The sequence below is a fragment of the Streptomyces filamentosus genome, assembly GCF_014654895.1.
GTDB classification, from domain to species: domain Bacteria; phylum Actinomycetota; class Actinomycetes; order Streptomycetales; family Streptomycetaceae; genus Streptomyces; species Streptomyces filamentosus.
In genome coordinates, this window is the sequence record NZ_BNBE01000003.1 from 982,377 (window position 1) to 994,406 (window position 12,030).

Consider the following 12,030-nt stretch of genomic DNA (forward strand, 5'->3'; position numbering starts at 1 on the left):
CTCGCCTAGACTCCGCCGATGCCGCCCTTTCTGGTCGGCGTGCCCACCCCCGAAGATCAGGCCGCGGGTTCTCCGTGACCGTGCGAAGGATTTCCGTCCCGTGAATAACATCGGCATGCTCCTCCCCTTCATCGTGCTCATCGGGGCGATGTTCCTGATGACCCGCTCTGCCAAGAAGAAGCAGGCACAGGCGGCGGAGATGCGCAACCAGATGCAGCCCGGCACCGGCGTACGCACGATCGGGGGAATGTACGCCACCGTCAAGGAGATCCAGGACGAGACCGTCCTGCTGGAGGTCGCGCCCGGCGTCCACGCCGTCTACGCGAAGAACGCCATCGGCGCGGTCCTGGACGACGCCGAGTACAACCGGATCGTCCACGGCGACACCGACGAGGACGCCGGCGCCGACTCCGAGACCGTCGTCCCGGACGACGCCTCCTCGCTGACCGACACCGCCGACGAGGCCCCCAAGGCCGACCTGACGAAGAAGTCGGACGCGGCCGAGGGCGAGAAGGACGGCAAGACCGACGGCGAGACCGAGGCGAAGTAGTCGCACCCGGCACCGCGGCCCCGCCCACCGGCGCGGCCGCGGCCGGGAACGGTCCGGCGTCTGCGGGGGATGGTCCCCACACATACTTCGTGGCCTCCGTGCGCCCACCCGGCGCCCGGACGGTTTGGACAGGGAGAAACGACAGGTGGCAGCACCGAAGAAGGGCCGAGGGCCGGCGGGGGGACAGAGCCGCCCCGGGCGCGCCCTGGCTTTCATTCTGATCGCCATGGTCGCGCTCACCGGCGGCATGTTCTGGTCGGGGCACACCACCCCGCGCCTCGGCATCGACCTCGCCGGCGGCACGTCGATCACGCTCAAGGCCAAGGCGGAGCCCGGCCAGGAGTCCGCGGTCAACGAGACCAACATGAACACGGCGGTCGGCATCATCGAGCGCCGTGTCAACGGTCTCGGCGTCTCCGAGGCCGAGGTCCAGACGCAGGGCCGCGAGAACATCATCGTCAACATCCCCAAGGGGACGAACGAGAAGCAGGCCCGCGAGCAGGTCGGCACCACCGCCCAGCTCTACTTCCGGCCCGTGCTGACCGTCGCCTCCGCGGCCCCCGAGCCGGCGCCCACCGCCGACTCCTCCGGCACCGGCACGCCGAAGCCCTCCGCGTCCGCCTCCACGGGTGACAAGAAGTCGGCCACGCCGACCGCCACCGCCTCCACCCAGGGCCGCGCGCTCTCCGAGGCCCTCAGGGCCCCGAACGCCACCGGGACGCCCACGCCGACCGGCAGCGCCTCGGCCACGCCGAAGTCGAGCGCCACCCCGAAGGCCGGCGACACCCCGCAGGCGACCCCCAGCGCGGACCCCGCCACCGCCGCCCTCCAGCAGAAGTTCACCACCCTGAACTGCCTCGACCCGAAGGCGCGCGCCGCCGTCGGCCAGGGCGTCAAGCCGACCGAGCCCGTCGTGGCCTGCGGCGAGGACGCGCCCGGCGTCTGGTCGAAGTACCTGCTCGGCCCGGCCGAGGTCGAGGGCCGCGACGTCGACGACGCCAAGGGCGTCCTCGACCAGCAGCGCGGCATGTGGATCGTGACCATGGAGTTCACGGACGCCGGCTCGAAGAAGTTCCAGGCGATCACCAGCAAGCTCTCCCAGCAGGCCGACCCGCAGAACCGCTTCGCGATCGTCCTCGACGGGAACGTCGTCTCGGCCCCCTCGGTCCGCCAGACGCTGAGCGCCAGCGCGGAGATCTCCGGCAACTTCAACCAGCAGTCCGCCCAGGACCTCGGCAACATCCTGTCCTACGGCGCGCTCCCGCTCACCTTCGACACCCAGAGCGTCGACACCGTCACCGCCGCCCTCGGCGGCGAGCAGCTGGAGGCCGGCCTCATCGCCGGCGCCATCGGCCTCGCGCTCGTCGTCCTCTACCTGGTGGTCTACTACCGGGGCCTGTCGTTCATCGCGATCCTCAGCCTCGGCGTCTCCGCCCTGCTCACCTACGTGATCATGGCCCTGCTCGGCCCGGCCATCGGCTTCGCGCTGAACCTGCCGGCCGTCTGCGGCGCCATCGTCGCCATCGGCATCACCGCCGACTCCTTCATCGTCTACTTCGAGCGCATCCGCGACGAGCTCCGCGAGGGCCGCACCCTGCGCCCCGCCGTGGAGCGCGCCTGGCCGCGGGCCCGCCGCACCATCCTGGTCTCCGACTTCGTGTCCTTCCTCGCCGCCGCGGTGCTCTTCATCGTCACCGTCGGCAAGGTCCAGGGCTTCGCGTTCACGCTCGGTCTGACCACCCTGCTCGACGTCGTCGTGGTGTTCCTCTTCACCAAGCCGGTGATGACGCTGCTCGCCCGCACGAAGTTCTTCGGCAACGGCCACCCGTGGTCCGGCCTGGACCCGAAGCGCCTCGGCGCCAAGCCGCCGCTGCGCCGCACCCGTCGTGCCACCGCCCCCGTCGACCCGAAGGAGGCGTGAGATGTCGAAGCTCGGAGATCTCGGCGCCCGGCTCCACCGCGGTGAGGTCGGTTACGACTTCATCGGCAACCGCAAGATCTGGTACGGCCTGTCCATCCTGATCACCATCACGGCGATCGTCGCCCTGGCCGTCCGCGGCCTCAACATGGGCATCGAGTTCCAGGGCGGCGCCGTCTTCACCACCCCGAAGACGGACGTCTCCGTCAGCCAGGCCACGGAGTACGCGGAAGAGGCATCCGGCCACGACGCGATCGTCCAGCAGCTCGGCAACGGCTCCCTGCGCATCCAGGTCGGCGGCCTCGACACCGAGCAGTCCGACAAGGTCCGCACCCAGCTGGCCGAGGACCTGAACGTCTCCGAGGACAAGATCGCCGCCGAGCTGGTCGGCCCCAGCTGGGGCGAGCAGATCGCCAACAAGGCGTGGACCGGCCTCGGCGTCTTCATGATCCTCGTCGTGATCTACCTGGCCATCGCCTTCGAGTGGAGAATGGCCGTCGCGGCGCTGATCGCGCTGATCCACGACCTCACGATCACGGTCGGCATCTACTCGCTGGTCGGCTTCGAGGTCACCGTCGGCACGGTCATCGGTCTGCTGACCATCCTCGGTTACTCGCTGTACGACACCGTCGTCGTCTTCGACTCCCTCAAGGAGCAGACGAAGGACATCACGAAGCAGACCCGCTTCACCTACAGCGAGCTGGCCAACCGCTCGATCAACGGCACCCTGGTCCGCTCCATCAACACCACCGTGGTGGCGCTGCTGCCCGTCGCCGGCCTGCTCTTCATCGGCGGCGGCGTCCTCGGCGCCGGCATGCTGAACGACATCTCGCTGTCGCTCTTCGTGGGTCTGGCCGCCGGTGCCTACTCCTCGATCTTCATCGCCACCCCGCTCGTCGCCGACCTCAAGGAACGCGAGCCGGCGATCAAGGCCCTGAAGAAGCGGGTGCTCGCCAAGCGCGCCTCCGCCGCCGCGGGCGAGGACGAGGCGGACGACGCGGCCGAGGCCGCCGTCGTCGGCCCGCGCGCCGCCGCCCGCCGGGGCCGTGCCGAGGGGCGCCGCGGATGACCGCCGAGGCCCAGGACGTGACCGGCCTGCTGCTCAGCCGGATCCGCGACGTCCCCGACTACCCGAAGTCGGGCGTGCTGTTCAAGGACATCACCCCGCTGCTCGCGGACCCGGAGGCGTTCACGGCCCTCACCGACGCCCTCGCCGCCCTGTGCTCCGCGCACGGTGCGACGAAGATCGTCGGCCTGGAGGCCCGCGGCTTCATCCTCGCGGCGCCGGTCGCCGTCCGCGCGGGCCTGGGCTTCATCCCGGTCCGCAAGGCCGGCAAGCTTCCCGGCGCCACGCTCCGGCAGGCGTACGAGCTGGAGTACGGCACCGCCGAGATCGAGGTGCACGCCGAGGACCTGGCCGCGGGCGACCGCGTCATGGTCATCGACGACGTCCTCGCGACCGGCGGCACCGCCGAGGCGTCCCTCGAACTGATCCGCCGCGCCGGCGCCGAGGTCGCGGGCGTCGCGGTCCTCATGGAGCTCGGCTTCCTCCCGGGCCGCGCCCGGCTGGAGCCCGCCCTCAAGGGCGCCCCGCTCACCGCGCTCATCACCGTCTGAGACGCGATCGAAGCACCGTCTGCGGCACGTCCGAAAAGGAGTCCATCGGATTCCGGCCAGGGGCGTCCCGGGAATTCCCGGGACGCCCCTGGCGTTTGTCCCGGTACGTCCCCCGGTGAGGACGGGTACGCGCCGCAGGGAAGGCCCCACGGGCCCCGTCCGTCCTCCGGGCGCGTGAGCACGGGGCGTCATGGCTCGATACGATGGCCTTTCCGGGCCTGACCGGGGGCCCCGGAACCGCACGAGGAGCGCTCTTTGCCAGACGAGGCCCAGTCACTCTCCGCCGCGCAGCCCGACCCGAAGGCCGACCGGGCCGCGCAGGGAACCGGCACGCCCCAGGACAAGCCCGCGGAGACCAGGCCGAAGCCTGCTGCGCCCGCTCCGGCACCCGCCCCCGCGCCGGGCCGCTCCGGCGGCTCCTCCAACCGGGTGCGCGCCCGCCTCGCCCGCCTCGGCGTGCAGCGCTCGTCGCCGTACAACCCGGTCCTCGAACCCCTGCTGCGGATCGTCCGCTCCAACGACCCCAAGATCGAAACGGCGACTTTGCGCCAGATCGAGCGGGCCTACCAGGTCGCGGAGCGCTGGCACCGCGGCCAGAAGCGCAAGAGCGGCGACCCGTACATCACCCACCCGCTCGCCGTCACCACCATCCTCGCCGAGCTCGGCATGGACCCGGCGACGCTGATGGCCGGCCTCCTGCACGACACCGTCGAGGACACCGAGTACGGCCTGGAGGACCTGCGCCGCGACTTCGGCGACCAGGTGACGCTCCTCGTCGACGGCGTCACCAAGCTCGACAAGGTCCGCTTCGGCGAGGCCGCCCAGGCCGAGACCGTCCGCAAGATGGTCGTTGCCATGGCCAAGGACCCCCGGGTCCTCGTCATCAAGCTCGCCGACCGCCTGCACAACATGCGCACCATGCGCTACCTCAAGCGGGAGAAGCAGGAGAAGAAGGCCCGCGAGACCCTGGAGATCTACGCCCCGCTGGCCCACCGGCTGGGCATGAACACCATCAAGTGGGAACTGGAGGACCTCGCCTTCGCGATCCTCTACCCCAAGATGTACGACGAGATCGTCCGCCTCGTCGCCGAGCGCGCCCCCAAGCGGGACGAGTACCTCGCCATAGTGACCGACGAGGTCCAGACCGACCTGCGCGCCGCCCGCATCAAGGCGACCGTCACCGGCCGCCCCAAGCACTACTACAGCGTCTACCAGAAGATGATCGTCCGCGGCCGTGACTTCGCGGAGATCTACGACCTGGTGGGCATCCGCGTCCTCGTGGACACCGTCCGCGACTGCTACGCGGCCCTCGGCACCGTCCACGCGCGATGGAACCCGGTCCCCGGCCGGTTCAAGGACTACATCGCGATGCCGAAGTTCAACATGTACCAGTCGCTCCACACCACCGTCATCGGCCCCAACGGCAAGCCCGTCGAGCTCCAGATCCGGACCTTCGACATGCACCGCCGCGCCGAGTACGGCATCGCCGCGCACTGGAAGTACAAGCAGGAGGCCGTCGCCGGCGCCTCCAAGGTCCGCACCGACGTGCCCAAGGGCGGCGGCAAGGACGACCACCTCAACGACATGGCGTGGCTGCGCCAGCTGCTCGACTGGCAGAAGGAGACCGAGGACCCCGGCGAGTTCCTGGAGTCCCTCCGCTTCGACCTCTCCCGCAACGAGGTCTTCGTCTTCACCCCCAAGGGCGACGTCATCGCGCTGCCCGCCGGCGCCACCCCCGTCGACTTCTCCTACGCCGTCCACACCGAGGTCGGCCACCGCACCATAGGGGCGCGGGTCAACGGGCGGCTCGTGCCGCTCGAATCCACCCTCGACAACGGCGACCTGGTGGAGGTCTTCACCTCCAAGGCCGCCGGCGCCGGACCCTCCCGCGACTGGCTGGGCTTCGTCAAGTCCCCGCGCGCCCGCAACAAGATCCGCGCCTGGTTCTCCAAGGAGCGCCGCGACGAGGCCATCGAGCAGGGCAAGGACGCCATCGCGCGGGCCATGCGCAAGCAGAACCTGCCGATCCAGCGGATCCTCACCGGCGACTCCCTCGTCACCCTCGCCCACGAGCTGCGCTACACCGACATCTCCTCGCTGTACGCGGCGATCGGCGAGGGCCACGTCACCGCCCAGTCCATCGTGCAGAAACTGGTGCAGGCGCTCGGCGGCGAGGAGGCCGCCACCGAGGACATCGAGGAGGTCGCCCCGCCGGCCCGCGGCCGCTCCAAGCGCCGCTCCAACGCCGACCCCGGCGTGGTCGTCAAGGGCGTCGACGACGTGTGGGTCAAGCTGGCCCGCTGCTGCACCCCGGTCCCCGGCGACCCGATCATCGGCTTCGTCACCCGAGGCAGCGGCGTCTCCGTCCACCGCAGCGACTGCGTCAACGTGGACTCCCTCTCCCGCGAACCGGAGCGGATCCTGGAGGTCGAGTGGGCCCCGACCCAGTCCTCGGTCTTCCTGGTCGCCATCCAGGTCGAGGCGCTGGACCGCTCCCGGCTCCTCTCCGACGTCACCCGGGTCCTCTCGGACCAGCACGTCAACATCCTCTCGGCGGCCGTCCAGACCTCCCGCGACCGGGTGGCCACCTCCCGCTTCACCTTCGAGATGGGCGACCCCAAGCACCTGGGCCACGTCCTCAAGGCGGTCCGGGGCGTGGAGGGCGTGTACGACGTCTACCGCGTGACCAGCGCACGGCGCCCGTAGCGGGGCGAGGAGCACGCGAAAGGGCCCCCGGCATCCGCCGGGGGCCCTTCCCGCGTCCCTACGCGGCCGAGGTCAGCCGCCGAACTCCTCCAGGCCCTTCAGGGCCTGGTCGAGAAGGGCCTGACGGCCCTCAAGCTCCTTGGAGAGCTTGTCGGCCTTCGCGTCGTTCCCGGCGGCGCGGGCGGCCTCGATCTGCCCGCGCAGCTTGTCGACGGCATCCTGGAGCTGACCGGTCAGACCCGCGGCACGCGCGCGTGCCTCCGGGTTGGTCCGGCGCCACTCGGCCTCCTCGGCCTCCTGGATCGCCCGCTCCACCGCGTGCATCCGGCCCTCGACCTTCGGACGGGCGTCGCGCGGCACGTGGCCGATGGCCTCCCAGCGCTCGTTGACGGCGCGGAAGGCGGCACGGGCGGCCTTCAGGTCCGTCACCGGGAGCAGCTTCTCGGCCTCGCCGGCCAGCTCCTCCTTCAGCTTGAGGTTCTCGGTCTGCTCCGCGTCCCGCTCGGCGAAGACGCCGGAACGGGCCGCGAAGAAGACGTCCTGGGCGCCGCGGAAGCGGTTCCACAGGTCGTCCTCGTGCTCGCGCTGCGCCCGGCCGGCGGCCTTCCAGTCGGCCATCAGCTCGCGGTAGCGGGCCGCCGTCGCGCCCCAGTCGGTCGAGTTCTGCAGCGCCTCGGCCTCGGCGACCAGGCGCTCCTTCGCCTTGCGGGCGTCCTCGCGCTGGGCGTCGAGCTGGGCGAAGTGGGCCTTGCGGCGCTTGGAGAAGGCCGAGCGGGCGTGCGAGAAGCGGTGCCACAGCTCGTCGTCGGACTTGCGGTCGAGCCGGGGCAGGCCCTTCCACGTGTCCACGAGCGCCCGCAGGCGCTCGCCGGCGGACCGCCACTGCTCGCTCCGGGCCAGCTCCTCGGCCTCGGTGACCAGCGCCTCCTTGGCGGCGCGCGCCTCGTCGGTCTGCTTCGCCTTCTGCGCCTTGCGCTCCTCGCGGCGCGAGTCCACCGACTCCACCAGCTTGTCCAGGCGGGCGGAGAGCGCGGCCAGGTCGCCGACGGCGTGGTGCTCGTCGATCTGGGTCCGGATGTGCTCGATCGCCGTCTGGGCGTCCTTCGCCGAGAGGTCGGTGGTCTTCACCCGCTTCTCGAGGAGGCCGATCTCGACAACCAGGCCCTCGTACTTGCGCTCGAAGTAGGCCAGCGCCTCCTCGGGGGTGCCCGCCTGCCAGGATCCGACGACCTTCTCACCCTCGGCCGTCCGCACGTACACGGTGCCCGTCTCGTCGACACGGCCCCACGGGTCGCTGCTCACAGCGCCTCCTCACCATGATGCCCTCGTCGGGTGGTGACCCCCGGGCATCGTCCACAGTTCCTGGGCGGGCCTCGCCCGCCTTCCGCCGCGCGGCCGACGGGTCGGCCACGCTGCACAACGCCAATCTAGGCGAACGGCGGCCCGGCTGTCCGCACTCAGCGCGACCGAAATTCCACGGTCACGCGCGTGCGGGCCGCCGGGCCGCCGCCTCGCGGAGCGCCGCGCCTCACTTCGCGGAGACGGCCGCCTTCTCGATGGTGACCGGCTTCTTGGGGGCGCCGTCGCCCTGGCCGCCCTCGGCCCCGGCCGCGCCGACCTTCTGCACCGCCGCCAGGCCGGCCGCGTCCATCGTGCCGAAGGGGGTGTACTGCGGCGGCAGCTTGGAGTCCTTGTAGACGAGGAAGAACTGCGAGCCGCCGGTGCCCGGCTGCCCGGTGTTCGCCATGGCGACCGTGCCCGCCTTGTACGTGACCTTGCCGTCGGCCCCGGGCTTGCCCAGGCCGTCGAGGTTCTCGTCCGGGATGGTGTAGCCGGGGCCGCCCATGCCGGTGCCCTCCGGGTCGCCGCACTGGAGGACGAAGATCCCCCCGGTGGTGAGCCGGTGGCACTTGGTGCCGTCGAAGTACTTCTTGTCGGCGAGGTGCTTGAACGAGTTCACCGTCCGCGGGGTCTTCGCCGCGTCCATGGTGATCGTGATGTCGCCCTCGTTGGTCTTCAGGGCCAGGTCGTACGACCCCTTGGCCTCGATGGACATCTTCGGTTCGCCGCCGGCCTCCGCCCCGGTGTTCTTGGCGTCGTCCCCGAACAGCTGCACCGAGCCGTACACCGCCCCGCCGCCCGCGAGCAGCACCGCGAGGGAGGCCGCGATCACGGTGTTGCGCCGCTTGGCCTTGCGCCGGGTCTCGGCCCGTCGCTGCTGCTGGCGTGCGTACTTGTCCCTGGCGAGCTGCCGCCGCCGCTGATCGCTGGTGACCACCGGGTCCGCTCCTGTCGGTCGTGTGTTCCTGTCCTGGCCGGATGTGCCCGTACCGTATACGGGTTGGCTGTGGAATACGCAGCGCCGGTAGGCTCTGATCTGCTGCATTCCGCAAAGCCGCAGCCATCTGCCGGACGACACAGAAGGACGATCGTGCTGATTGCCGGGTTCCCCGCCGGGGCCTGGGGCACCAACTGCTACGTGGTCGCCCCCGCCGCAGGCGAGGAGTGCGTCATCGTCGACCCGGGCCACCAGGCCGCCCAGGGAGTCGAGGAGACGCTGAAGAAGCATCGGCTCAAGCCCGTCGCGGTGGTCCTCACCCATGGCCACATCGACCACGTCGCCTCCGTCGTCCCGGTCTGCGGCGCCCATGACGTACCCGCGTGGATCCACCCCGCCGACCGGTACATGATGAGCGACCCGGAGAAGGCCCTCGGCCGCTCCATCGGGATGCCCCTCATGGGCGAGCTGACCGTGGGCGAGCCGGACGACGTGCACGAGCTCACCGACGGCGCCGAGCTGAAGCTCGCCGGCATGGGGTTCTCCGTCGCGCACGCGCCCGGCCATACCAAGGGGTCGGTGACCTTCCGGACGCCGGAGACCACGGAGATCCCCTCCGTCCTCTTCTCCGGCGACCTGCTGTTCGCCGGCTCCATCGGACGCACCGACCTGCCCGGCGGTGACATGGCCGAGATGCTCGAATCGCTGACCCGCGTGGTCCTGCCGCTCGACAACTCGACCGTCGTCCTGTCCGGCCACGGTCCCCAGACGACCATCGGCCAGGAGCGCGCCACCAACCCGTACCTGCGGCAGGTGGCCTCCGGCCTCGGGAGCACGGACGCTCCCCGACGAGGAATGTGACGAGAACCTCCGTGAGCACCTTTCAGGCCCCCAAGGGCACGTACGACCTGATCCCCCCGCGCTCCGCCGTCTTCCTGGCGGTCCGCGACACCATCGCCACCCAGGTGAGGAACGCCGGCTACGGCTACGTCGAGACCCCCGGCTTCGAGGACGTGAACCTCTTCGCCCGCGGCGTCGGCGAGTCCACCGACATCGTCACCAAGGAGATGTACACCCTCACCACGAAGGGCGGCGACCAGCTCGCCCTGCGCCCCGAGGGCACCGCCTCCGTGCTGCGTGCGGCCCTCCAGGCCAACCTGCACAAGCAGGGCAACCTGCCGGTCAAGCTCTGGTACTCCGGCTCGTACTACCGCTACGAGCGGGCCCAGGCCGGCCGCTACCGCCACTTCTCGCAGGTCGGCGCCGAGGCGATCGGCGCCGAGGACCCGGCGCTCGACGCCGAGCTGATCATCCTGGCCGACCAGGCGTACCGCGCCCTCGGCCTGCGCCAGTACCGCATCCTGCTGAACTCGCTCGGCGACAAGGAGTGCCGCCCCGTCTACCGCGAGGCCCTCCAGACCTTCCTGCGCGGCCTCGACCTCGACGAGGAGACCCTGCGCCGCGCCGAGATCAACCCGCTGCGGGTCCTCGACGACAAGCGCGCCGACGTGCAGAAGCAGCTCGTCGACGCGCCGCTGCTCCGCGACTACCTGTGCGACGCCTGCAAGGCGTACCACGAGCAGGTCCGCGAGCTGATCACCGCCGCCGGCGTGGTCTTCGAGGACGACCCCAAGCTGGTCCGCGGCCTCGACTACTACACCCGGACCACCTTCGAGTTCGTCCACGACGGCCTCGGCTCGCAGTCCGCGGTGGGCGGCGGCGGCCGCTACGACGGCCTCTCCGAGATGATCGGCGGCCCCGCGCTTCCGTCCGTCGGCTGGGCCCTCGGCGTCGACCGGACCGTCCTCGCCCTGGAGGCGGAGGGCGTCGAGCTGGACCTCCCGGCCGCCACCAGCGTCTTCGCCGTGGCGCTCGGCGAGGAGGCCCGCCGGATCCTCTTCGGCAAGGTCACCGAGCTGCGCCGGGCCGGGATCGCGGCCGACTTCTCCTTCGGCGGCAAGGGCCTCAAGGGCTCCATGAAGGACGCCAACCGCTCCGGCGCCCGGCTCGCCCTCGTCGCCGGCGAGCGCGACCTCGCCGAGGGCGTCGTCCAGCTCAAGGACATGGAGTCCGGCGAGCAGCGCGCGGTCGCCCTGGACGGCGTCCTGGACGCCGTCCGCGAGCTGCTCGGCTGAGCCTCCGCACCAGGGGAGGGGCCCGGTCCGCCACGCGCGGCCGGGCCCCTCTCCGTCGAGGCGCCCGGCGGGACCTCCGGCCCCCGCCCCGGGCCCTGCGGCCCTTATCCCGTACGAATGCTCTCCCGTATACCCCTTGTTGCAGAATGTCCATGGCCACAAGGCCGGCGAGCGAGGGAAAAGGCGACAGGCATGACGAAAGCCGACGCGGAGACGACGGGCACGGCGGGCACGACCGGCGCGGGCAAGGGCCTCGCCTGGCTCCTGGTGGTCACCGGCGCGGCGGGACTGCTCGCCGCCTGGGTCATCACCCTCGACAAGTTCAAGCTCCTGGAGGACCCGAACTTCGTCCCCGGGTGCAGCATCAACCCCGTCGTGTCCTGCGGGAACATCATGAAGAGCGAGCAGGCCTCGGTCTTCGGCTTCCCCAACCCCATGCTCGGCCTGGTCGCCTACGGCATGGTGATCGCCATCGGCGTCGGCCTCCTGGCAGGCGCCCGCTACCGCCGCTGGTACTGGCTCGGCCTCAACGCCGGCACCCTCTTCGGCGTCGGGTTCTGCACCTGGCTCATGCAGCAGTCCCTGTACGAGATCAACTCGCTCTGCCTGTGGTGCTGCCTCGCCTGGGCCGCCACCATCGTCATGTTCTGGTACGTGACCTCGCACAACGTCCGCGCCGGAGCGATCCCCGCCCCGGCCGGCCTGAGGACCTTCTTCGCCGAGTTCACCTGGATCCTGCCGGCCTTGCACCTCGGGATCATCGGCATGCTGATCCTCACCCGCTGGTGGGACTTCTGGACGAGCTGACCGCTCCCGCCCGGCTTGT

General features: G+C 71.0%; 10 protein-coding genes. 8 read left to right on the top strand and 2 right to left on the bottom strand.

Going from position 1 to position 12,030, the window contains the following annotated elements:
- The first annotated feature begins 115 nt into the window (after nucleotides 1–115).
- From yajC to IE326_RS31960, 5 genes are all read left to right on the top strand, one after another.
- Nucleotides 116–550: a preprotein translocase subunit YajC gene (gene yajC / locus IE326_RS31940; protein ID WP_150232525.1), complete on the top strand. Its 435-nt coding sequence runs from the start codon at nucleotides 116–118 to the stop codon at nucleotides 548–550.
- Between the two features lie 145 nt (nucleotides 551–695).
- Nucleotides 696–2,471, top strand: coding sequence for a protein translocase subunit SecD (secD, locus tag IE326_RS31945; protein WP_190043994.1), 1,776 nt, complete (start codon nucleotides 696–698; stop codon nucleotides 2,469–2,471).
- Nucleotide 2,472: 1 nt separating this feature from the next.
- The gene (gene secF, locus IE326_RS31950) at nucleotides 2,473–3,537 is read left to right on the top strand and encodes a protein translocase subunit SecF (RefSeq protein WP_150227273.1); all 1,065 of its coding nucleotides are present in this window, start codon (nucleotides 2,473–2,475) and stop codon (nucleotides 3,535–3,537) included.
- Entirely contained in the window at nucleotides 3,534–4,085 is a 552-nt protein-coding gene (locus IE326_RS31955; protein WP_190043995.1) for an adenine phosphoribosyltransferase, read from the top strand. The genes secF and IE326_RS31955 overlap by 4 nt, the downstream gene beginning before the upstream one ends.
- Nucleotides 4,086–4,340: 255 nt before the next feature.
- Nucleotides 4,341–6,791 (top strand): RelA/SpoT family protein, encoded by a 2,451-nt coding sequence (locus IE326_RS31960; RefSeq protein WP_150227271.1) that lies wholly within the window; start codon nucleotides 4,341–4,343, stop codon nucleotides 6,789–6,791.
- A gap of 72 nt (nucleotides 6,792–6,863) precedes the next feature.
- Here the strand turns inward: IE326_RS31960 and IE326_RS31965 are convergent, their stop codons facing one another.
- Nucleotides 6,864–8,093 carry a DUF349 domain-containing protein gene (locus IE326_RS31965; RefSeq protein WP_190043996.1) on the bottom strand — a complete coding sequence of 410 codons (1,230 nt, stop codon included), beginning with the start codon at nucleotides 8,091–8,093 and terminating at the stop codon, nucleotides 6,864–6,866.
- 226 nt (nucleotides 8,094–8,319) lie between these two features.
- Nucleotides 8,320–9,069, bottom strand: coding sequence for a peptidylprolyl isomerase (locus IE326_RS31970; protein ID WP_150227269.1), 750 nt, complete (start codon nucleotides 9,067–9,069; stop codon nucleotides 8,320–8,322).
- A gap of 153 nt (nucleotides 9,070–9,222) precedes the next feature.
- Between IE326_RS31970 and IE326_RS31975 the strand changes: the two genes are divergently transcribed.
- From IE326_RS31975 to IE326_RS31985, 3 genes are all read left to right on the top strand, one after another.
- Nucleotides 9,223–9,930 (top strand): MBL fold metallo-hydrolase, encoded by a 708-nt coding sequence (locus IE326_RS31975; protein ID WP_190043997.1) that lies wholly within the window; start codon nucleotides 9,223–9,225, stop codon nucleotides 9,928–9,930.
- 11 nt (nucleotides 9,931–9,941) lie between these two features.
- On the top strand, nucleotides 9,942–11,204 hold the full coding sequence (gene hisS, locus IE326_RS31980; protein WP_150227267.1) for a histidine--tRNA ligase: 1,263 nt from the start codon (nucleotides 9,942–9,944) through the stop codon (nucleotides 11,202–11,204).
- A gap of 192 nt (nucleotides 11,205–11,396) precedes the next feature.
- Entirely contained in the window at nucleotides 11,397–12,011 is a 615-nt protein-coding gene (locus tag IE326_RS31985; RefSeq protein WP_190043998.1) for a vitamin K epoxide reductase family protein, read from the top strand.
- Nucleotides 12,012–12,030: the final 19 nt, after the last annotated feature.